We start from the raw sequence: 20,087 nt of genomic DNA, 5'->3' as shown, positions 1-20,087 counted from the left end.
ATGGTGGAGCTGCGTGGCGTGCACAAGAGCTTCGGCGCCCTGCATGTGCTGCGCGGCGTGGACCTGAACGTGCGTCAGGGGGAGGTCCTGGTGATCCTGGGTCCGTCGGGATCGGGGAAGTCCACGCTGCTGCGCACGATCAACCACCTGGAGAAGGTGGACCGCGGCTCGGTACGGGTCGACGGGCAGTTGCTCGGCTACCGCCAGGTGGGCGAGCGACTGCACGAGCTGCCAGAGCGCGAGGTGCTGCGGCAGCGCACCAGGATCGGGTTCGTCTTCCAGTCGTTCAACCTGTTCCCGCACCTCACCGTCAGACAGAACCTCATGGAGGCACCGCTGTCCGCCCAGCGCCGGTCGCGCGCCGAGGTCGAGCCGCTGGCCGAGCGGCTGCTGGAGCGGGTGGGCCTCGCGGACAAGGCCGACGCCTACCCCCGCACGCTCTCCGGCGGGCAGCAGCAGCGCGTCGCCATCGCCAGGGCGCTCGCGCTGGAGCCCAAGCTGCTGTTGTTCGACGAGCCGACCTCCGCGCTGGACCCCGAACTGGTGGGAGAGGTGCTGGACGTCATCAAAGATCTCGCCCGAGGCGGCACCACGATGATCGTGGTCACCCACGAGGTCGGATTCGCCCGTGAGGTGGCCGACACCGCGGCGTTCATGGACGGCGGCCGCATCGTCGAGCTCGGCCCGCCCGCCCAGGTCCTCGACGCCCCCATGCACGAACGGACCCGCGCCTTCATCGGCAAGGTCCTCTGATTTCAAGGAACAACCACATGCGTGCTTCATCCGCGCGGGCCGTCATCCTGCCCGCGCTCCTGCTCCTCGCCGTCACCGCGTGCGGCGCCGAGCCCACCCTCGACACCCCGGCGGCCGGTGGCACCACGGTGCCCGTGGTGGCCGGCAAGAAGATCAGCCTCGACCCGGACCAGCGCCGTGTGCGCGCCTCGAAGGTGGAGGCCATCGCGGCCCAGGTGCCGCCGGCCATCGCCGCCGACGGCAGGCTCACCGTCGGTTTCAGCGGTGAGGGCTCGCCCCCGCTGGTGTTCCCCGCCACCGACGACACGACCCTGATCGGCGTCGAGACCGACATCGCCCAGCTCGTGGCCGACGTGCTCGGCCTGGAGCTCGTCCCGCAGACCAGCTCGTGGGAGAACCTCTTCCTCGCCACCAAGTCCGGCAAGTACGAGGTCGTCTTCAACAACGTCACCGTCACCGAGGAGCGCAAGGACACCTACGATTTCGCCACATACCGGGTCGACCAGCTCGGCTGGCAGGTCCCCGAAGGCAGCCCCGTCAAGGCGATCACCAAGCCCGCCGACATCGCCGGGCTGCGCGTCTCGGTCGGCTCCGGCACGAACCAGGAGAAGATCCTGCTCGACTGGGACAAGCAGAACCGGGCCGCCGGGCTCAAGCCCGTCGAGATCCAGTACTACCAGAAGTACGGCGACGTGCTGCTGGCCCTCAAGTCGGGCCGCGTCCAGGCGTACTTCGGCCCCAACCCGTCCATCGCCTACAACATCGCCGTCAGCGGCGGATCCAGGATCGCCGGCACGTTCTCCGGCGCCGGGCCCGGCCTGCAGGGACTCATCGCGGCCATGACCAAGAAGGACAACGGCCTGGTCAAGCCGCTCAACGAGGCACTCAACACGGTCGTCAAGAGTGGCAGGTACAAGGAGGTCCTCGAACGCTGGGGCCTGGCGAACGAGGCGGTTCCCGAGTCGCTGATCAACCCGCCCGGCCTGCCTCGGCAGGCGTCATGAGCGAGGTCGCCACCGACGTGCGCCTCGTCGGCATGTCCGACCCGTCCGCCGCACCGCTGCTGGCCGGGCTGCACCTGGAATACACCTCGCGGTACGGGCCCAACGACGAGCTCAGCAGATATCCGGAGGCCGAGTTCGCGCCGCCGTACGGCGCGTTCCTGATCGTGGCGGCCGACGGCGAGACCGTGGCCGGCGGCGCCTTCCGCCGCTACGACGCCGCGACCGCGGAGCTCAAACGCCTCTGGACGCACCCGCGCTTCCGTCGCGCGGGGCTCGGCCGTCTCGTGGTGCGCGAACTGGAGCGGGAGGCGCTGCGCCGCGGGTACCGCCGTATCTACCTCACCACCGGGCCACGCCAGCCCGAGGCCGTACGCCTCTACCTGTCCAGCGGATACGAGCCGCAGTTCGACGTCGCCAACCGCCCCACCGAGGGCCCGCTCGCCTTCGTCAAGGAGCTGGAAGGCCTCGACGACCGCTTCCTGGCCCATCCCGAGTCCTGAACCTGGAGGATCTGTGACCACATCCACGCAGGCGCCGGTCTACGCGACCCCCGTCGACCACGTCTCCTACGGTCAGTACGGCCCGGGCCGCCTGCACCTGTCACCGGACTGGAACCGCCCGATCTACCCGTTCCGGGGCCGGGTCACCGCCGACGGCTCCAGCGGTTTCCGCGCCGAGCCCGGCCGCTACCACCTCTACGTCGCCTGGGTCTGCCCCTACGCCCAGCGGGCGGCGATCGTCCGCAAGCTCAAGGGGCTGCAGGACGTGGTCTCGCTGTCCTACGTGGACGACGAGCGCGACGGCCGAGGCTGGGCGTTCCGGGAGCGCCGGGGCCCCGACCCGGTCAACGGGTTCACCCTGCTGGAGCAGGCCTACCACGCGACCGAGCAGGGGTACGGCGGCCACATCTCGGTGCCCGTGCTCTGGGACCGGCAGACGGGCGGGATCGTCAGCAACAACTTCCCCGACATCACGATCGACCTGGCCACCCAGTTCGAGCGGTGGGCCGACACCTCCGTCGACCTCTACCCCGACGCGCTGCGTCCGGAGATCGACGAGCTGAACGAGTGGATCTACCGCGACGTCAACACCGGCGTCTCCCGCGTGGCCCGTGCCGCCACGGAGGCGGATCGCGAGCCGGAGCGCCACCGGGTCGTCTCGGCGCTGGAACGCCTGGACGAGCGGCTGGCCGAGCAGCGTTTCCTGACCGGCGACACGATCACCGAGCCGGACGTCCGGCTGTGGGTGACGCTGGCCAGGTTCGACTCGGAGCACAACCGCGACCATCTCATCAGTGGGCGGGAGTTGAGCGACTTCGAACACCTGTGGCCCTACGCCCGCGACCTCTACCAGCGCCCCGCCTTCCGGGAGACGATCGAGGGCCTGCCCGCCGTCTGGGACGCGCCGCACGGGCGGGGCCGATGACCCGCAAACAGATTCACCTGGCGGCCCACTTCCCCGGCGTGAACAACACCACCGTCTGGGCCGACCCCCGCTCCGGCAGCCAGATCGACTTCGCCTCGTTCGTCCACCTGGCCAGGACGGCGGAGCGCGGCGGGTTCGACTTCTTCTTCCTCGCCGAGGGCCTGCGACTGCGCGAGCTCAAGGGCCGCATCCACGACCTCGACGTGGCGGGGCGGCCCGAAGCGCTCACCGTGCTCAGCGCCCTGGCCGCGGTGACCGATCGGCTCGGTCTCGCCGGCACCGTCAACGCCACCTTCAACGAGCCGTACGAGCTGGCCAGGCGCCTGTCCACGCTCGACCACCTGAGCCAGGGCCGGGCCGCCTGGAACGTGGTGACCACCTCCGACGCCTTCACGGGCGAGAACTTCCGCCGCGGCGGCTTCCTCGACCCCGCCGACCGGTACGAGCGTGCCGCCGAGTTCGTCCGCCTGACCCGTGAGTTGTGGGACTCCTGGCGACCGGACGCGATCGTCGCCGACCCGGCGACGGGCGTTTTCGTACGGCAGGGCGCCATCGGCACCGTCGAGCACCGGGGCGGCCACTTCTCGATCGAGGGCCGGTTCACCCTGCCCCGCAGCCCTCAGGGACATCCGGTCATCATCCAGGCCGGCGACTCGCAGGAAGGCCGGGAGTTCGCCGCCGCCACCGCCGACGTGATCTTCAGCCGGCACAGCGGGCTGGAGGACGGCAAGGCCTTCTACACCGACGTCAAGCGGCGCCTGGCCAGGTACGGGCGGGAGCCGCGCGAGCTGAAGATCATGCCCGCGGCCACGTACGCGCTGGGCGACACCGAGCGGGAGGCCGAGGAGAACGCCGCGGAGATCCGCCGGCAACAGGTCGGCCCGCAGACCGCGATCGCGTTCCTGGAGCAGGTGTGGGGCCGTGACATGTCGGCCTACGACCCGGATGGACCGTTCCCCGAGGTCGAGCCGGAGCTGTCACAGGAGGTCTCGCAGGGCCGGGTCCCGGTCAAGGACCGGGCCGCGGTGGCCGCCAAGTGGCGGGCGCTGGCCGAGGAGAAGCGGCTCACGATCCGGGAGCTGGTGATCGAGGTCACCGGGCGGCAGACGTTCGTCGGCACCCCGGAGAGCGTGGCGCGGCGGATCGACGAGCACGTGCAGGCGGACGCGGCCGACGGCTTCATCCTCGTGCCGCACCTGACCCCGGGCGGGCTGGACGAGTTCGTGGACCGGGTGGTGCCGCTGCTGCAGGAGCGCGGCGTCTTCCGTACCGGTTACACCGGCGGCACCCTGCGCGACCACCTTTTCGAAAGCGAGTTGTCATGACGTTGCACCTGGCCGTGGCGCTGGACGGCGCGGGCTGGCATCCCGCCGCATGGCGGGAGCCGGCCGCCACACCTCGGGAGATCTTCTCGCCCCGCTACTGGGCGGGGCTGGTCGCCGAGGCCGAACGCGGGCTGCTCGACTTCGTCACCATCGAGGACGCCCTAGGGCCGCAGTCCACGCTGCCCGACGGCCCGGACGACAGGACCGACCAGGTGCGCGGCCGGTTCGACGCCGTGCTGCTCGCGGCCCGGCTGGCGCCGCTCACCAGCAGGATCGGGCTGGTGCCGACGGCCACCACCACGCATACGGAGCCGTTCCACGTGGCCGTCGGCATCGCCACGCTCGACCACGTCAGCGGGGGCAGGGCGGGATGGCGGCCGCAGATCTCGGCGCGTGCCTCCGAGGCGCGGCACTTCGGCCGCAGGGAGTTCCCGCCGCTCGACCGGCTCCTGAACCGGCCGGGCGGTGTGGACCTGTCGGAAGACCCGCACGCGCGCGACCTGTTCGCCGAGGCCGCCGACGCGGTGGAGGTGGCGCGGCGGCTCTGGGACAGCTGGGAGGACGACGCGGAGATCCGCGACGTGCCCACCGGCAGGTTCATCGACCGGGACAAGCTCCACTACGTCGACTTCTCCGGGCGGTTCTTCTCGGTGCGGGGGCCGTCGATCACGCCCCGGTCGCCGCAGGGCCGGCCGGTGGTGACCGCGCTCGCGCACGCCCGGCTGCCGTACGAGTTCGCCGCGAGCGGCGCCGACGTCGTGTACGTCACCCCGCACTCCGCCGAGCAGGCCCGCGCCATCGTCGAGGAGGTCAGGGGGTTGTCCGGCGAGCTGAAGATCTTCGCCGACCTGGTCGTCTTCCTGGGGGACGACGCGGCCCGGCGCAAGGACCGGCTGGACGACCTGGACGGGGCCGAGCTCGCCTCCGACGCCGCGATCTTCACCGGCACCGCCGCCGCGCTGGCCGACGTGCTGCTGGAGTGGCGGCGGGCGGGAATCCAGGGTTTCCGGCTGCGGCCCGGCGCGGTGCCGTACGACCTGGAGCAGATCACCCGAGGGGTGACGGCCGAGCTGCGGGCGCGCGGGGCGTTCAGACGTGAGTACGAGGCCGGGACGCTGCGCGGTCTGCTCGGCCTGCCGCGCCCGGCCAGCCGCTACGCGGAGGTGTCATGAAATTTCTGGCTATCACGTTGATCGTGCACAACGACGACAGGTCACCCACCGAACGCTTCCGCGAGGTCGTGGAGAACGCCGTGCTGGCCGAGGAACTCGGCTTCGACGGGTTCGGTGTGGGGGAGCGGCACGAGCGGCCGTTCATCTCCTCCTCGCCGCCCGTGGTGCTCAGCCACATCGCGGCCAGAACGTCCAGGATCCGCCTGTTCACCGCGGTCACCACGCTGAGCCTGCTGGACCCGGTGCGGGCGTACGAGGACTACGCCACGCTGGACCACCTGTCGGAGGGCAGGCTCGAACTGATCATCGGCAAGGGCAACGGCGCCGCGCAGGCCCAGCTCTTCCATGTCACGGCCGAGGACCAGTGGGAGCGCAACCGGGAGGCGTACGAGCTGTTCCGCCGCCTCTGGCGAGAGGACAAGGTCACCTGGCAGGGCCGGTTCCGGCCGTCGCTCACCGAGGCCGAGACCTGGCCGCGGCCGCTACAGCGGCCGATCCGGGTCTGGCACGGCAGCGCGACGAGCAAGGAGTCGGTGGACCTGGCCGCCCGGTACGGTGACCCGCTGTTCTCCGCCAACGTCACCCACCCCGTCGCCCCCTACGCCGACCTGGTCGACCACTACCGGGAGCGCTGGGCGCACTACGGGCACGACCCGGCCGACGCGCTGGTGGGAGCCGGTACGGCGGGCTACTACGCGGCCCGGACCTCCCAGGAGGCGATCGCGACGTACAAGCCGATCTACGACGCCCGCGTGGCGTTCCAGCGGAAACTCGGCGTGCCGGTGGTCTTCCCGACCCTGGAGGACGCCATCGAGCGCAGCTCCATCCTGGTCGGCAGCCCGCAGCAGATCGTCGACAAGGTGCTGCGCTACCACAAGCGGCTCGGACACGAGGTCATGCACCTGCACGCCGACGCCGACGGACTGACCCCCGGTCAGCACCGGGACGCCCTGGAGCTGTTCCAGGCCGAGATCGCGCCCGTGCTGCGGGCGGAGATCCCCAGCAGGCCGTTCCCCGTCGCCGGAGGAGTCTCATGACACTGTCCATCCTGGACCTCGCCCCGATCGTGTCGGGGGGCACCGCCCACGGCGCGCTGAGCAACACCCTCGACCTCGCCCGCCGGGCCGAGGAGTTCGGCTACCACCGCTACTGGCTGGCCGAGCATCACTTCGCGCCGGGCGTGGCCAGTTCGGCCCCGGCCGTGCTGGTCGCGCTGGTGGCCGCGGCCACCTCCACGATCCGGGTCGGGTCGGGAGCCGTGCAGCTCGGGCACCAGACGCCGCTGTCGGTGGTCGAGCAGTTCGGGCTCATCGACGCCCTGTACCCGGGACGCGTCGACCTCGGGATCGGCCGCTCGGGGCAGCGCCGGTCCGAACCGGCGGAACCGGCCGAGCGGGCGGGGCTGGAGCCCAAGGTCGCCGAGCGGGCGGGATCCGAGCCCGGAGCAGCCGGGCGGGCCGGGTCCGAGCCCGAGGTCGTAGAACGGCCGCGCGCGCGGACGGTGGGCGGGCTGCTCATCCCGCCGCCGTTCGACTGGTCGCACCTCGCCAAGCATCCGCAGCTCGTCTACCAGGCCTCGCTGCTGCAGCAGCCGGGCGCCCGGACGCCGGACTTCGCCGGCCAGATCGACGACGTGCTCGCCTTCCTCAACGGCACGCACGAGGCGCGTGCCGTACCGGGCGAAGGCGCCGACGTGCAGGTGTGGATCCTCGGCAGCAGCGGCGGGCAGAGCGCCCAGGTCGCCGGTGAGCGGGGGCTGCCGTTCGCGGCGAACTATCACGTCAGCCCGTCCAGCGTGCTGGAGGCCGTCGAGGCGTACCGGGAGGCGTTCAAGCCGTCGGACGCGCTGGCCGAGCCGTACGTGATCGTGTCGGCGGACGCGGTCGTCGCCGAGGACGAGGCGAAGGCACGGGAGCTGGCCGGGCCGTACGGGCTGTGGGTGCGCAGCATCAGGACGGGGGCCGGGGCGATGCCGTATCCGACGCCCGCCGAGGCCGGCGCCCACGTCTGGACCGCGGCAGACCGGGAGCTGGTCAAGGACCGCGTCGACACCCAGTTCGTCGGCGCGCCGGAACAGGTGGCCGAGCGACTGCGCGTGCTGCGCCGCGTGACCGGGGCCGACGAACTGCTCGTCACCACCATCACCCACGACCACGTCGACCGTGTGCGCTCCTACGAGCTGCTCGCCGAAGCCTGGAACCGCCAGTGAAGCGCCTGACCCCCGCCCTGCTGACCCCCGCCCTGCTGGCCCTCGCGCTCGCCGCCTGCGGCACGCAGTCCGTCCAGAACGCCCAGAGCGCCCCGAACACCACGCTGACCTGGGCCATCGAGACGCAGCCCGTCACGCTCAACCCCCAGCTGTGGGCCCAGAACAAGGTCAGGCTGCTGGTGTTCAACCAGTTCGACGCGCTCATCTCGCGCGGGAAGGACGGCTCCTTCCAGCCCTGGCTGGCCAGATCATGGAAGGTGTCGGACGACGGGCTGACGTACACCCTCGACCTGCGCGACGACGTCACCTTCCACGACGGCACGAAGTTCGACGCCGCCGCGGTCAAGGCGAACCTCGACCAGTTCCGCGTGCCCGGCTACAACCCTGCGGTGGCCTCGATCCAGCTGAAGGCCTTCGACAGGGCCGAGGTGGTGTCGCCGACCACGGTGAAGATCACGCTGAAGGAGCCGGACGCGCTGTTCCTCGACTTCCTCGCCTCGCCGTACGCCGGGCAGGTGTCGCCGAAGTCACTGCGGACCGCCAAGGACCTCAAGTTCGGCGGGCCCGACCTGGTCGGCACCGGGCCGTTCGTCCTGGACAGATACGTGCAGGGCCAGGAGATCCACTACCGCCGCAACCCCGCCTACGACTGGCCGCCCGCCGGGGCCGGGCACCAGGGGCCCGCCCACCTCTCGGAGATCACCTACCGGTTCCTGCCCGAGGCCGCGGTCCGCGTCGGCGCGCTCACCTCCGGCCAGGTGCAGGTCATCGAGGGCGTCCCCGCCACCGAGGTCACCCTCATCAAGAAAGACCCGAACCTGGTCCTGCGGACCGCCCTGAACTCGGGCACCTCCTACTCCTACTACTTCAACACCTCGCACGCCCCCTTCGACGACCAGCGCGTACGTGAGGCGTTCCGTGAGGCCGTGGACGTCGACGCCGTGCTGAAATCCGTCTACCAGGACACCGCCACCAGGGCGTGGAGCATCGTCGGCAAGAAGAGCCCCTTCTACGACGCGACGCTGGAGAGCGCCTACGGCGGCGACGCGGCCAAGGCCAACGCCCTGCTCGACGCGGCGGGCTGGAAGGAGCGTGACTCCGAGGGCTTCCGCGTCAAGGACGGCAAGCGGCTCACGGTCCGCGAGGTCGCCTCGGCGCCCTTCGTGCGGGACCGCCGCGACATCCTCGCCCAGGCGATCCAGGCGCAGGTCAAGCAGAGCGCCGGCATCGACTTCCAGGTCAGGATCGTGGATCAGGGGACGGCGCAGAAGGCGATCGACGGCGACCAGTACGAGCTCTTCGGCAACTCCCGCGGCGACTCCGACGCGGGCGCCGCGCTCAACCTCATCCTGCCGACCGGGGGTGCGATCAACCGCACCCGCTTCTCCGACTCCCGCGTGGACAAGTGGCTCGCCGCCGCCTCGGCCACCTCCGACCAGGCCGAGCGCAAGGAGCTCTACGCCAGGGTCCAGCGGGCGGCGGTGCTGGAGAAGGCGATCGTGTTCCCGATCTACGTTCCGGCCGACCAGATCGCCGCGCACACGAGCGTGCAGGACCTCGGCTTCGACCCCGCCTCGGGCACCCCCGCGAGCGCGTACGACGTGCGGATCGGCACATGATCAAGAGGCTGGGCGCCGGGCTGGCCGTTCTGTGGGCCGCCGCCACCGCCTCCTACCTGGCGCTGCTCCTCGCCCCCGGCGACACCATCGACATCCTGGTCGGCGACGGCCCCGACACCCCGGAGATCCGGGCCAGGATCGTCGCCGAATGGGGCCTTGACCGGCCCGAGACCGTCCAGTACCTGTCCTACCTGTGGCGGCTGCTCCACGGCGACCTCGGCCGCTCCTACCAACTCCAGCGAGGCGTCGGCGAGATCCTGGCCACCCAGGTCGGGCCGACCGTCCAGCTCACGCTCGCCGCCTCGGTGACCGGGGTGGCACTCGCCGGGATCATCGCCGTCGCCACGGCGGGCAGGGGACGGTGGCTGCGCGGCACCGCCTCGGCCGCCGAACTGGTGTCGGTGTCGGTGCCGCCGTTCCTCATCGGGATCGTGCTGCTGTCGGTGTTCTCGTTCACGCTGGGCTGGTTCCCCGTCTCCGGGGCGCAGAGCCCACAGGCGCTGGTGCTGCCCGCGCTCGCGCTGGGCCTGCCGATCGCGGGCGTGCTCGGCCAGGTGCTGCGCGGCGGGCTCGAACGGGCACTGGAGCAGCCGTTCGCGGTGACGGCCAGGGCGCGCGGGCTCACCGAACGCGCCCTGGTCGCCCGGCACGCCCTGCGGCACGCGCTGATCCCCGCCGTGACGCTGGCCGGGTGGTTCACCGGCACGCTGCTGGGCGGCGCGGTGATCACCGAGGTGCTGTTCGGCCGTCCCGGGCTCGGCCAGGTGGCGATGCAGGCGGTGACGGGCAGGGACATGCCCCTCGTGATGGCCGTCGTCCTGTTGTCGGCCGTCGTGTACGTGAGCATCAGCACGCTGCTCGACCTGGCCTATCGCGTCATCGACCCGCGGATCAGGGGTTGACGATGCGCGCGTACACGCCTGCCGCCCCTGCCCGCCTGCCCGCGCCGGCGGCCCTCCTCCGCCTGCTCGCCCCGGCCTCCGTCCTTGTTCTGCTCGCGCTGGCCGTGGTCGCGCCCGGCCTGCTCACCGGCGTGGACCCGCTGGCCGCCGACCCGCTGAACGCGCTCGCGCCACCCGACGGCGCCCACTGGTTCGGCAGCGACCACCTCGGCCGCGACGTGCTCGCCAGGGTCGTGTACGGCGCCCGCCACTCCATCAGCATCGGCGTCGCCTCCACCACCCTGGCCGTCACCTCGGGCGTGCTGCTCGGGCTGGCCGCCGGGCTGTCGCCGAAATGGCTGGACGAGGCGCTGGCCCGCTCGTTCGACGTGCTGTCCACCCTGCCCGAACTGCTGCTCGCCCTCCTCATCGTGGCGATCACCGGACCCGGCACCGGCAACGTCATCTTCGCCATCGCCGTCGCGCAGATCCCGAACTACGCCCGCGTGATCCGCGCCCAGACCTTCGTGGTCCGCCGATCGGGCTACGTCGAGCAGGCGCTCACCTTCGGCCGCTCCCGCCTGGCGATCACCGCCGGGCACGTGCTGCCGAACGTTCTCGGGCCGATCCCGGTGCTGGCCACGATCGGGCTCGGCCAGGCCGTGATCGCCAGCTCGGGGCTCAGCTTCCTGGGCATGGGGCCGCAGCCGCCGGCCGCCGAGTGGGGCGCGATGCTCTCCGAGGCCCGCAACTACCTGCGGGTCGCCTGGTGGGAGGCGCTGTTCCCGGGCGTCGCGATCACGCTGACCGTCGTCTGCCTGACCGTCGCCGGGCGGCGCCTGCAGCGCCGCTTCGAAGGGAGGACACCATGATCACCTACGCGGCCCCTCCGTCGGTCACCACGCTGGTGGCCGTGGAGGACCTGCGCGTGAGCTTCGGCGGGACCGAGGTCGTGCGGGGTGTCTCCCTGTCGGTCGCGCCCGGCGAGTGCGTGGCGATCGTCGGGGAGTCCGGCTCCGGCAAGAGCGTCACGGCGCGGGCGCTGCTCGGGCTGGCCGGGCCCGGCTCCGCCGTGCGGGCCTCGGCGTTCCATGTCGCCGGCCGGGACGCGCTCGCCTTCGGGGCGGCGGACTGGCGGCGGCTGCGCGGCGGGTTCGCCGGGCTGGTGCTGCAGGACGCGCTGGTCTCCCTCGACCCGCTGCGCACCGTGGGGGCCGAGATCGCCGAGGTGCTGGCCGTCCACGACGTGGTGCCGCGAGCCCGCCGCCGGGACAGGGTGCTGGAGCTGCTCGAAGCGGTGGGCGTACCCGATCCGGCGGTCCGGGCCGGGCAGTATCCGCACCAGCTCTCCGGCGGGCTGCGGCAGCGGGTGCTGATCGCCTCGGCCATCGCCGCCGACCCCGAGCTGATCATCGCCGACGAGCCCACCACCGCGCTCGACGTCACCGTGCAGGCCCAGATCCTGCGTTTGCTCGCCGAACGCAAGGCCGCCGGGACCGCGCTGCTGCTGATCAGCCACGATCTGGCCGTCGTCGCCTCGATCGCCGACCGCATCCTGGTCATGAAGGACGGCCGCGCCGTGGAGGAGGGCCCGGCGGGGGACGTGCTGGCCGCGCCCGCGCACGACTACACGAGGGCGCTGCTGGCCGCCGTACCCTCCACGGCCTCCCGCGGTACCCGCCTCACCACCGGCACCCCGCTAGCCCGCCGCGACCCGAACCCCTCCGCCCAGGTGCTGGCCGGGACCGGTCTCACCCGCTCGTACGGCCCGCGCCGCGTGGTCGACGACGTCTCCTTCACCCTGCACGAGGGCGAGACCCTCGGCATCGTGGGCGAGTCCGGCTCGGGCAAGACCACGCTCGCCCGGCTCGCCCTCGGCCTGCTCGACCCCGACGCCGGCCGCGTCAGCCTGCATCAGCGGCAATGGAGCCGCCTGCGCGAAAGCGCACGCCGCCCCCTGCGGCCCAGGATCCAGCTCGTCTCCCAGAACCCTCTCGACTCCTTCGACCCCCGCCTCACCGTCGGCCGCCTGGTCGCGGAACCGCTGCGCCTGCCCGGGGCGGAACGCCGCGAGCGCGTGCTCGACCTGCTGACCCGCGTCGGCCTGCCGCCCGAGGTGGCCGCCCGGCACCCGAGGGAACTGTCCGGCGGCCAGCGCCAGCGCGTCGCCATCGCCCGCGCCCTCGGCCCCCGCCCCGACGTGCTCGTCTGCGACGAGCCCGTCTCCGCGCTCGACGTCTCCGTCCAGGCCCAGGTGCTCGACCTGCTCGCCGACATCCAGGCCGAGTACGGCACCGCGCTGCTGTTCATCTCCCACGACCTGGGCGTCGTCCACCACCTCGCCGACCGCGTGCTGGTCATGAAGGACGGCCGGGTCGTGGAGGAAGGCGACGTGGGGGAGGTGTTCTCCCGCCCACGGCACCCCTACACGCAAACCCTGGTCGCCTCCGTACCCCGCCTTCCATACCGAACCGGCGAAGCGCCAGGTCGGGGCTTCTTGGTATCAGGCGACGTTCGCCGCCGCGACGCGCCGGCGAACCGGACCTCCAACGAGCAGCGCGCCCAGGGCTGAGGCGGCGCCGACGAGGCCGATGCCGGTCCACAGAACATCCGGTCCCAGGGGGAGCAGCGCCGTGCCGATCACCGGTGCGAGGATCGCGCCGGCCGACCAGCTCATGCCGGAGACACCGGCATAGGTGCCCTGCAGCGCCTGGGGCGCCAGTGCCGCCACGATCGTGGGAACGGTGCCCGCGATGACGATCTCCCCCGAGGTCCAGACCGCCACCGTGAGCGCGAGCCCGCGCGCGTCGTGCACGAACGCGGTGAGTGCGAAACCCGCTGCCACGACGGCGGTTCCGGCGGCAAGCACACGGTTGGGATCCTGCCGGGCCACCCACTTGCCGGTCAGCGGCTGGACGGCGACGATCAGGACACCGTTGAGCGCCATGGCCAGACCGAAGTGTGTCCGGTTGACACCCTGCTCGGCGACGGCCAGCGGCAGTGTGGTGAACGCCTGGGCGTACAGCGCGCCATATCCAGCCGTGACGGCGCAGACCCCGAGCATCAGCCGGTCCCGCAGCACCGCACCCAGCCTCGCCCCGGTGAGAGAAGTGCCGGCCGGGCGGGACTCGGGCACGGCACGCCACACCACCGCGGCGAACGCCACCGCGACGGCCGCGTTCACGCCGAACATCGCATGAGCGCCATGATCGGCGAACCAGCCGCCGGCGACCATCGCGACCGAATAGCCGAGGTTCACGCCCCAGAAGAGCAGCCCGTAGGCTCTCGGACGCAGCGTCGGCGAGACGAGATCGGCGACGATCGCCTGAGAGGTCGGCCGGTAGGACTCGATCGTGAGCCCCAGCAGGAACGCGGTCGCTGTCACGGCGGGGAACCCGCTCGCGGCGCCGAGGACGACCATCGCGGCGGAGGCGGCGAGCATGCCGCCGGTGAGGGTCAGTCGGCGGCCGAACCGGTCGGCCAGCCATCCGGCAAACACGTGAGAGAGCAACGACCCGACGCCGAAGACGGTCATGACGGCACCGGCCTGCGAGAGCGTGAAGTTCTGGACCTGAACCAGATACACCGACAGGAACGGCTGCACGACGGCGCCGGTGCGGTTGATGACGGTACCGAGCCAGAGCATCCAGAACGGGCGCGGCAACGACAGCCGGTCGGCAGGTGCCACGGACGGCTGGGAAGTGAGGACTGCCATGCCGTTCATGGTTGACCGACGCTTCCCGGACTCCTAAATGTTTAATCTGTGGCTGAATCCTCATTTGCCGAGTTCGACTTCACCTCTGCCGACCTTGCCCGGCTGAGGTTCGCCTTCTCCCCGGCATCCGAGGCGGTCGCGAGCCTGCGAGTGCTGCAGGACCCTGACCGGCAGGCGCTGCACCTGCCGTGGATCCGAGCCGTACGCCCTCGGCTCGCCGGGCTGGACCTGCGGCTGCTGTTCGCGTTGGTCCCGCTTGGCCCGTACTTCGTCGACTTCCTGACGCCGCCGCCGACCAGCCCGCTGCCGGACATCGAAGCCGAGCTGGAGCTCGTCGCCGCGGCCGACCTGGACGAGGCCGTTTCCGAGGTGGCCCGGGTTCCTGGCGCCGACACCCCGGTCGTGCGGGATTTCCTCGTCGACCCGGCCGCCGGTGTCGCCCGCGCGGCCGCCGAGCTGCGCCTGTACTGGGACACGGCGGTGGAACGGTTCTGGCCGCAGATCCGGGGGTTGTTCGAATCGGAGGTGCTACGCCGTTCCCGGCAGCTGACCCGCGACGGCGCCGGTGCGATGTTCAACGACCTGCACCCGAACATCACCTGGAACGAAGGTCGCCTGCGCGTGCGAACCCGCGCGTGGCAACGCAGGGGACCACTCGGCGGCGACGGCATGATCCTGATTCCGAGCGTCTTCCACTGGCCGGACACGACCGTGATGGCGGAGCCGTACCAGCCGAACCTGGTCTACCCCGTGCCCGGCGTCGGCACGGTCTGGTCACACGGGGTGGTGCCCACCGCCGACGCGCTTGACGCCCTCATCGGACGAACCCGTGCCCGGATCCTCGTCTCCCTCGCCGACACGGCCACGACGAGCATTCTCGCGCGGCGGCTGTCCATGGCGCCCGGCGCGGTCAGCCAGCACCTGAAGGTGCTGCGCGAGAGTGGCCTGGTCACCCACCGTCGTAGTGGTCGCGAGGTATTCTACGAACGCTCCCAGCTGGGCGACACGTTGTGCGCGGCCTCGTGAGACGTGTCGCATGTCGGCTGGACGGGCCGTCACGGGCTCTTCTCGCGGTCGTGTTGCCAGAGCTGTTCGCCGTCGTTGAACAGGCCGGTGGGTGACAGGCCCACGCGGCGGGCAACGGCGGCGGAGGCGGCGTGGTCGGGGTGGATGTGCGCTTGGACGGAGACGACGCCACGCGAGCCGAGCCGGTCGACCATGGCTTGCGCGGCCTCGGACGCGTATCCCCGCCCTTGCCACGGCAGGCCGACCACCCAGGCGATCTCGGCCCGCCGTCCTTCGTCCATGACCGTCGCCTGCACGTAGCCGACCGCCTGCCCGTCGTCCCTTACCCGGATGATCCAGTTGTGCCACTCCTGGAGGCCGTCCGCGGAGCGGCCGAGGACCTGGCGGGTGTAACGGGCGCGCAGTTCGTCAAGGGTGGGCGCGGAGCCACCGGTGAAGGTGTAGAGATCCTCTCCGTCCAGGACCTTCACCATCTCGTCGGCATCGGATACGGCCAAGGGAGTGAGGTAAATCCGGTCAGCCACTATTTCCGTATTCATCGCTTCGCATCCGTGTTGAGAGTGCGGACGGGATCCATGCACCGCTTCAAAAGTTCAAATTTGTCTGAGGTGACATGAGGACGGGATCGCGGGTCAGGGGTCGGGGCCGCCGTGCGGGTCATCGGATCAGGGTTCGTCGGCCGCGAGGTGGTGCAGCACGGTGTCGGCGATGTCGCCGAGAGTCTGGAGCTGCTCGTCGGTGAGCAGGTCGATCATGTTCTGGCGGACGGATTCCACGTGAAACGGCGCGGCCTCCTCGATGGCGCGCAGGCCGCCCTGGCTCAGCACGACGACCGCGCCGCGGCCGTCGGTGGCGCACTCCTCCCGGGTGACCAGGCCGCGTTCCTCCATCCGGCCGATGTGGCGCGACAGGCGACTCTTGGACCACAGCATCCGATCGGCCAGTTCCTGGAGTCGCCAGCGCCGGTCGGCTCGGGAGGTGAGGGCCGACAGCACGTCATAGTCGGCGTCGGACAGGCCGGAGTCGCGGTGCAGGTCGCGAGAGATGCGAGCGTCGAGCAGCAGGCGCATGCGGCGGTAGCCGAGCCACGCCCGGAACTCGCGGTCGTCAAGCCAGCGTGGATCGGCCATGCCCCACACACTAGCGTTGGTTGACATGTAAACGAAACTGGGACAATGTGTGGTTTACATGTAAACCACATGCCGAGGAGCCGGTCATGCCCACCCTGAAGATCATTGTCGCGAGCACCCGCCCCACCCGCATCGGCCGCACCATCGGCGACTGGGCGGCAGCACACGCGGTCAGCCACGGCGGTTTCGGCGTCGAGCTCGTCGATCTGGCGGAAGTGGGCCTGCCGTTTCTGGACGAGCCGGAAGACGCCACCACCGGCCGTTACGTCCACCAGCACACCAAGGACTGGAGCGCGACCATCGACACGGCCGATGCTTTCGTGTTCGTGATGCCCGAGTACAACTACGGCTTCAACGCGCCGCTGAAGAACGCCCTGGATTTCCTCTGCCGGGAATGGCGCCACAAGCCGGTCGGGTTCGTCAGTTACGGTGGCCTGTCCGGAGGGCTGCGCGCGGTCGAGATGATCAAGCCAGTGATCGTCAAGCTGGGGATGATCCCGGCAGGGAACGCGGTGACTGTCTTCCGGCGCCAGATGATGGACGGTGACGGCCGGCTGATCGTCGACGGCAACCTGGCCGCCTCGGCGGATCACATGCTCGACGAACTCCGGCAACTCACCGAGGCGATGTCGGTGATGCGCGCTCGGGTATGAGTGCTCCCAGTTGTGATGTTTCGGCTTTTGAAGCGGCAGAAGTCCTTCACGAGTACACGCATGCCGCTTGAACTGCTTGGATGAGGTTTTCGGCAGGCGTGATGCCGAGCGATGCCGAACACTCGCTCTTGTCTCAGGGGGTCAGGGGAGCGCAGACGGCGCTTCGGTCCGCTCGGCCCGCCGCGGAGAACTCGCGGTAGCGACCGGAATGGAAGACCAGCGGCTCGCCTCCTGAGCGCTGGAAGTGCTCGACCTCGCCGATGAAGATGCGATGATCGCCGCCCTCGTACGTGGTCACCGTACGGCAGGCGAAGGAGGCCAGGGTTCCGGTGAGCATCGGCAGGCCGGTTGACGTGAGGTAGGTCTTCACTCCGGCGAACTTGTCCGACGACGGTGTGGCGAACCGCCGCGACAGATGGTCCTGGCCCGCGGCCAGGACGTTGACCGCGAACCGCCCCGCCCGGAGGAAAACCGGGGTGCTGGGAGCCTGCCCGGACAGGCACCACAGCACCAGAGGGGGGTCGAGCGAGACTGAGGTGAAGGAGTTGACGGTGACGCCGGCACGCTCCCCGCCCGGGGTCGCGGTGGTGATCACCGCGACCCCGGTCGCGAACTGCCCAAGGGCCTCGCGCAGCGCCCTCATGACGTCCCCCGGGCTTTGGTCTCCGCCAGGTAGGTGTGCGTCTTGACGGGGTCCAGGAACCACTCGGCGTAGTCCGACGGGTCGTCGAAGCCGTTGACGAAGCGGGAAGCCACCTCGGGCATCTCGCCGGCGGCACCCAGGATCTCCAGTACGTGCGGCGGGGGAGGCGCGAGCAGGGCGTTCGTCCAGTCGGTGACGTGCCTGGCAGTCGCCCAGTAGTGCTCGAAGGTCCGCTCCATCCAGGCCGCGTCGAACGGCAGCTCTCCCCGCTCCAGGATGGCGGCGAGGTAGGAGGCGGCGCACTTGGCGGCGTTGTTGGCACCCTGCCCGGTGATCGGATCGTTGAGCACGACAACGTCGGCGACCCCGAGCACCGTGGCGCCTGAGGGAAGGGTGGCGACCGGCCGGCGGACAGTGGGGCTGAAACGGCCCGACAGGACACCGAGCTCATCGGTGAGCTCGACATCTGCGCAGCGCTCCGCCTCCCACGGCAGGAAGGTCTCCAGAATCCAGCGGCTCCTGGCCAGGTGCTCGGCTGGGGTGCGGACGTCGCTCCAGCAGTCCATCGGCCCGCCGGGAATCCCCTCGAACACCATGATCTCGCACTGGCCCGTGACGGTGAGTGCGGGAAAGACGAAGTACTCGCCCACTCCGGGGATCAGGTTGAAGCACACCGCGGAGTACCCGGGCCGGGGTGCGAGACCGTTGACGTAGGTGAGGGCCAGAGCCCGCTGCGGGGTGGCGTACGGCGAGCGTGAGGCGTCCCGCTCGAACAGCGAGGCGATCTGCCCCTTCCCCGCGGCGACCAGGACCAGGTCGTGCTGGGCGGCGTACGCCTCCAGATCGTCGGCCGTCGCGTCGTGGATGACGATCTTCCCGCCGAGCCGTTCCACCTCCGCCATCCACTCGGGCATCTTCAGACGCTGGTCGACCGAGCGGGCCGGAGTGTTGAGCCTGGCGGCCCAGTCGATCGCCTTGCCGCCGTCGGGGCCGGGAACCGTGAACTGGATCCCGTCGATCGGTGGGCAGCTGTCCGCCCACCGGTCCAGCCCGAGGTTTCGCTCGTGGCCGAGAGCGATGCCGAACATGGCCTGGCTCGACATCACCCGGCCGTCACGGATCTCTTCGGGAGTTCGGTTGGAGACCACGGTGACGTCGTAGCCGTTCTGCAGCAGGCCGAGTGCGAGGTGCAGGCCGGCCTGCCCGGCGCCGACGATCAGGATTCTGCGCATGGCGGTGTTTCCTTTCAGAGAACTTTCAGAGAAGGGAAGGATCGAACGGCGCCTGATGAGAAGGTACGGCGCGCGGTACCGTACGGACTATCCGCTCAGCGCGGATCTCATCCACCTGGCGCAGTCAACCCCGGCGCAGTGTCTCCGACGGAGCCTGCCCGTACCTGGCCCGGTAGGCCGCGGCGAAGCGTCCCTGGTGCAGGAAGCCCCAGCGCGTGGCCACCGTGGTCACCGTGCACCTGGCAGGGTCCCCGGCCGCCAGGTCCTTGTGGACCCGGGCCAGCCGCACCTCCCTGAGCTGGGCCATCGGGGTCAGGCCCAGATGGCTGCGGAAGCCCTCCTGCAGCGAGCGGCTGCTGACCGCCACGGCGCGTGCGATGTCGTCGGTGGTGAGCGGCAGGTGGGCGTGCTGCTCGATGAACTCCACCGCCCGGCGCACCACCTTGGGCACCGCGGGCGGCCGGGGCGCGGTCAATCTCGCCAGATAGTTGGACGGCTGCATGGTGAGCAGCGAGGCGAGCAGCGCGTTCTCCAGGTGGGCGACGGCCAGCGGCTGTGCGGTGAGCCCGTCGTCGTGCTCGGCCTCCCTGACGATCAGGTCGACCATCGCCCGCCAGGCCCGCGCCCATCCCGCGGTCAGGTTCATGCCCAGGTCGAAGACGATCGGCTGGTCGAGTTGCTCCCCGAGCATCTGCTCCAGCGCGCGCTCGACGGCCGTCCGGTCGAACTTGACGATCAGCTGGGCGCAGCCCGCCGCCCATCGCATGTCGAGGTGCCGCGATGGCGACGGCAGCGAGGCCAGCGACGGAGTCGACACGATCTCCTGCTTTCCGCAGCGGATCAGACTGTGCCCGGTGAGGGGGATCTGCACCAGGAAGAAGGACTCCAGGTCTCCCGGCTCGATGTGGACATCCGCCCCGTAGTCCAGGTAGCTCACCCGGACGGCACCGAGCTGGGCGGAGTTGAACCGTCCGGACAGCAGCGACGGGTCACCGGTCAGATCCAGCCGATGCGGGCAGAACACCCGGGCCACCAGCTCGCGGATTTCGTCGAGGTCCGTGCTCGCGAAGAGCGGCCTGTTGTCAAGGAGGACTGCTCGCCGCATCTCAGCCATCGATGCTCCGATTCCGAGTCTCCGCCGCACGTTCCCGCCGCTACCAGATCATCGTTGAACCGTGCCACGGCGTTCCAGGTAAAAGTGCGCAGAGCCTCTTCGGGGCGTGCTCAGCCGAGCGGGCTTCCTCGCCGGGCGTGTAGGCGACCGACTCGAAACTCTCTTCCCATCCCACCGACTCAAGCA

At 70.7% G+C, this 20,087-nt stretch carries 20 protein-coding genes; 14 read left to right on the top strand and 6 right to left on the bottom strand.

From position 1 onward, the window contains the following. The 12 genes from ACFY2X_RS24455 to ACFY2X_RS24400 are packed head-to-tail and all read left to right on the top strand — an operon-like array spanning position 1 to position 12,960. Entirely contained in the window at positions 1 to 753 is a 753-nt protein-coding gene (locus ACFY2X_RS24455) for an amino acid ABC transporter ATP-binding protein (RefSeq protein WP_389941823.1), read from the top strand. 17 nt (positions 754 to 770) lie between these two features. Further along, complete coding sequence (locus tag ACFY2X_RS24450; RefSeq protein WP_389941380.1) at positions 771 to 1,757, top strand: ABC transporter substrate-binding protein; 987 nt, start codon at positions 771 to 773, stop codon at positions 1,755 to 1,757. Beyond that, complete coding sequence (locus ACFY2X_RS24445) at positions 1,754 to 2,257, top strand: GNAT family N-acetyltransferase (RefSeq protein ID WP_389941378.1); 504 nt, start codon at positions 1,754 to 1,756, stop codon at positions 2,255 to 2,257. The genes ACFY2X_RS24450 and ACFY2X_RS24445 overlap by 4 nt, the downstream gene beginning before the upstream one ends. 13 nt (positions 2,258 to 2,270) lie before the next feature. Then, complete coding sequence (locus tag ACFY2X_RS24440) at positions 2,271 to 3,182, top strand: glutathione S-transferase C-terminal domain-containing protein (RefSeq protein WP_389941376.1); 912 nt, start codon at positions 2,271 to 2,273, stop codon at positions 3,180 to 3,182. Then, positions 3,179 to 4,507, top strand: coding sequence for an NtaA/DmoA family FMN-dependent monooxygenase (locus ACFY2X_RS24435; protein ID WP_389941374.1), 1,329 nt, complete (start codon positions 3,179 to 3,181; stop codon positions 4,505 to 4,507). The genes ACFY2X_RS24440 and ACFY2X_RS24435 overlap by 4 nt, the downstream gene beginning before the upstream one ends. Next, positions 4,504 to 5,679 carry an LLM class flavin-dependent oxidoreductase gene (locus tag ACFY2X_RS24430; RefSeq protein WP_389941372.1) on the top strand — a complete coding sequence of 392 codons (1,176 nt, stop codon included), beginning with the start codon at positions 4,504 to 4,506 and terminating at the stop codon, positions 5,677 to 5,679. Before ACFY2X_RS24435 ends, ACFY2X_RS24430 begins: the two co-directional genes overlap by 4 nt. Further along, positions 5,676 to 6,716, top strand: coding sequence for an LLM class flavin-dependent oxidoreductase (locus tag ACFY2X_RS24425; RefSeq protein WP_389941370.1), 1,041 nt, complete (start codon positions 5,676 to 5,678; stop codon positions 6,714 to 6,716). The genes ACFY2X_RS24430 and ACFY2X_RS24425 overlap by 4 nt, the downstream gene beginning before the upstream one ends. Continuing rightward, a complete protein-coding gene (locus ACFY2X_RS24420) occupies positions 6,713 to 7,888 on the top strand; it encodes an MsnO8 family LLM class oxidoreductase (RefSeq protein WP_389941368.1) in 1,176 nt (391 codons plus the stop codon). Before ACFY2X_RS24425 ends, ACFY2X_RS24420 begins: the two co-directional genes overlap by 4 nt. Continuing rightward, a complete protein-coding gene (locus ACFY2X_RS24415) occupies positions 7,885 to 9,507 on the top strand; it encodes an ABC transporter substrate-binding protein (protein WP_389941366.1) in 1,623 nt (540 codons plus the stop codon). Before ACFY2X_RS24420 ends, ACFY2X_RS24415 begins: the two co-directional genes overlap by 4 nt. Continuing rightward, the gene (locus tag ACFY2X_RS24410) at positions 9,504 to 10,409 is read left to right on the top strand and encodes an ABC transporter permease (RefSeq protein WP_389941364.1); all 906 of its coding nucleotides are present in this window, start codon (positions 9,504 to 9,506) and stop codon (positions 10,407 to 10,409) included. Before ACFY2X_RS24415 ends, ACFY2X_RS24410 begins: the two co-directional genes overlap by 4 nt. A 2-nt stretch (positions 10,410 to 10,411) precedes the next feature. Next, entirely contained in the window at positions 10,412 to 11,260 is an 849-nt protein-coding gene (locus tag ACFY2X_RS24405; RefSeq protein WP_389941362.1) for an ABC transporter permease, read from the top strand. Continuing rightward, positions 11,257 to 12,960 (top strand): dipeptide ABC transporter ATP-binding protein, encoded by a 1,704-nt coding sequence (locus ACFY2X_RS24400; RefSeq protein WP_389941360.1) that lies wholly within the window; start codon positions 11,257 to 11,259, stop codon positions 12,958 to 12,960. The genes ACFY2X_RS24405 and ACFY2X_RS24400 overlap by 4 nt, the downstream gene beginning before the upstream one ends. On the opposite strand, the gene ACFY2X_RS24395 is transcribed toward ACFY2X_RS24400, so the two are convergent. Then, a complete protein-coding gene (locus tag ACFY2X_RS24395; RefSeq protein ID WP_389941359.1) occupies positions 12,892 to 14,103 on the bottom strand; it encodes an MFS transporter in 1,212 nt (403 codons plus the stop codon). The two genes, ACFY2X_RS24400 and ACFY2X_RS24395, sit on opposite strands and share 69 nt — an antisense overlap. A 48-nt stretch (positions 14,104 to 14,151) precedes the next feature. Here ACFY2X_RS24395 and ACFY2X_RS24390 point away from each other — a divergent pair, with 48 nt between their 5' ends. After that, on the top strand, positions 14,152 to 15,129 hold the full coding sequence (locus ACFY2X_RS24390) for a metalloregulator ArsR/SmtB family transcription factor (RefSeq protein ID WP_389941357.1): 978 nt from the start codon (positions 14,152 to 14,154) through the stop codon (positions 15,127 to 15,129). Positions 15,130 to 15,158: 29 nt separating this feature from the next. Here the strand turns inward: ACFY2X_RS24390 and ACFY2X_RS24385 are convergent, their stop codons facing one another. Both ACFY2X_RS24385 and ACFY2X_RS24380 read right to left on the bottom strand, forming a co-directional pair. Beyond that, positions 15,159 to 15,668 carry a GNAT family N-acetyltransferase gene (locus tag ACFY2X_RS24385; protein WP_389941355.1) on the bottom strand — a complete coding sequence of 170 codons (510 nt, stop codon included), beginning with the start codon at positions 15,666 to 15,668 and terminating at the stop codon, positions 15,159 to 15,161. A gap of 126 nt (positions 15,669 to 15,794) precedes the next feature. Further along, positions 15,795 to 16,259 (bottom strand): MarR family winged helix-turn-helix transcriptional regulator, encoded by a 465-nt coding sequence (locus tag ACFY2X_RS24380; RefSeq protein WP_389941353.1) that lies wholly within the window; start codon positions 16,257 to 16,259, stop codon positions 15,795 to 15,797. Positions 16,260 to 16,345: 86 nt separating this feature from the next. Between ACFY2X_RS24380 and ACFY2X_RS24375 the strand changes: the two genes are divergently transcribed. Then, positions 16,346 to 16,912 carry an NADPH-dependent FMN reductase gene (locus ACFY2X_RS24375; protein WP_389941351.1) on the top strand — a complete coding sequence of 189 codons (567 nt, stop codon included), beginning with the start codon at positions 16,346 to 16,348 and terminating at the stop codon, positions 16,910 to 16,912. Between the two features lie 133 nt (positions 16,913 to 17,045). Here ACFY2X_RS24375 and ACFY2X_RS24370 read toward each other — a convergent pair whose 3' ends face one another. The 3 genes from ACFY2X_RS24370 to ACFY2X_RS24360 all read right to left on the bottom strand — a co-directional run bounded on the left by ACFY2X_RS24370 (position 17,046) and on the right by ACFY2X_RS24360 (position 19,901). After that, complete coding sequence (locus tag ACFY2X_RS24370; RefSeq protein WP_389941349.1) at positions 17,046 to 17,555, bottom strand: flavin reductase family protein; 510 nt, start codon at positions 17,553 to 17,555, stop codon at positions 17,046 to 17,048. Next, positions 17,552 to 18,787, bottom strand: coding sequence for a styrene monooxygenase/indole monooxygenase family protein (locus ACFY2X_RS24365; RefSeq protein ID WP_389941347.1), 1,236 nt, complete (start codon positions 18,785 to 18,787; stop codon positions 17,552 to 17,554). Before ACFY2X_RS24365 ends, ACFY2X_RS24370 begins: the two co-directional genes overlap by 4 nt. A gap of 124 nt (positions 18,788 to 18,911) precedes the next feature. Continuing rightward, positions 18,912 to 19,901 carry an AraC family transcriptional regulator gene (locus ACFY2X_RS24360; protein ID WP_389941345.1) on the bottom strand — a complete coding sequence of 330 codons (990 nt, stop codon included), beginning with the start codon at positions 19,899 to 19,901 and terminating at the stop codon, positions 18,912 to 18,914. Positions 19,902 to 20,087: the final 186 nt, after the last annotated feature.

It is taken from the genome of Streptosporangium sp. NPDC000396 (genome assembly GCF_042898655.1).
In the GTDB taxonomy this organism is placed as follows: domain Bacteria; phylum Actinomycetota; class Actinomycetes; order Streptosporangiales; family Streptosporangiaceae; genus Streptosporangium.
The sequence above is the reverse complement of the archived record's forward strand: the minus strand, read 5'-3'. Positions and strand labels throughout refer to the sequence as shown.

Coding starts and splice junctions, on each gene's coding strand:
- ACFY2X_RS24455 (WP_389941823.1), top strand. CDS start 1: ATGGTGGAGCTGCGTGGCGTGCACAAGAGCTTCGGCGCCCTGCATGTG.
- ACFY2X_RS24450 (WP_389941380.1), top strand. CDS start 771: ATGCGTGCTTCATCCGCGCGGGCCGTCATCCTGCCCGCGCTCCTGCTC.
- ACFY2X_RS24445 (WP_389941378.1), top strand. CDS start 1,754: ATGAGCGAGGTCGCCACCGACGTGCGCCTCGTCGGCATGTCCGACCCG.
- ACFY2X_RS24435 (WP_389941374.1), top strand. CDS start 3,179: ATGACCCGCAAACAGATTCACCTGGCGGCCCACTTCCCCGGCGTGAAC.
- ACFY2X_RS24430 (WP_389941372.1), top strand. CDS start 4,504: ATGACGTTGCACCTGGCCGTGGCGCTGGACGGCGCGGGCTGGCATCCC.
- ACFY2X_RS24425 (WP_389941370.1), top strand. CDS start 5,676: ATGAAATTTCTGGCTATCACGTTGATCGTGCACAACGACGACAGGTCA.
- ACFY2X_RS24420 (WP_389941368.1), top strand. CDS start 6,713: ATGACACTGTCCATCCTGGACCTCGCCCCGATCGTGTCGGGGGGCACC.
- ACFY2X_RS24410 (WP_389941364.1), top strand. CDS start 9,504: ATGATCAAGAGGCTGGGCGCCGGGCTGGCCGTTCTGTGGGCCGCCGCC.
- ACFY2X_RS24405 (WP_389941362.1), top strand. CDS start 10,412: ATGCGCGCGTACACGCCTGCCGCCCCTGCCCGCCTGCCCGCGCCGGCG.
- ACFY2X_RS24400 (WP_389941360.1), top strand. CDS start 11,257: ATGATCACCTACGCGGCCCCTCCGTCGGTCACCACGCTGGTGGCCGTG.
- ACFY2X_RS24395 (WP_389941359.1), bottom strand. CDS start 14,103: ATGGCAGTCCTCACTTCCCAGCCGTCCGTGGCACCTGCCGACCGGCTG.
- ACFY2X_RS24385 (WP_389941355.1), bottom strand. CDS start 15,668: ATGAATACGGAAATAGTGGCTGACCGGATTTACCTCACTCCCTTGGCC.
- ACFY2X_RS24380 (WP_389941353.1), bottom strand. CDS start 16,259: ATGGCCGATCCACGCTGGCTTGACGACCGCGAGTTCCGGGCGTGGCTC.
- ACFY2X_RS24375 (WP_389941351.1), top strand. CDS start 16,346: ATGCCCACCCTGAAGATCATTGTCGCGAGCACCCGCCCCACCCGCATC.
- ACFY2X_RS24370 (WP_389941349.1), bottom strand. CDS start 17,555: ATGAGGGCGCTGCGCGAGGCCCTTGGGCAGTTCGCGACCGGGGTCGCG.
- ACFY2X_RS24365 (WP_389941347.1), bottom strand. CDS start 18,787: ATGCGCAGAATCCTGATCGTCGGCGCCGGGCAGGCCGGCCTGCACCTC.
- ACFY2X_RS24360 (WP_389941345.1), bottom strand. CDS start 19,901: ATGGCTGAGATGCGGCGAGCAGTCCTCCTTGACAACAGGCCGCTCTTC.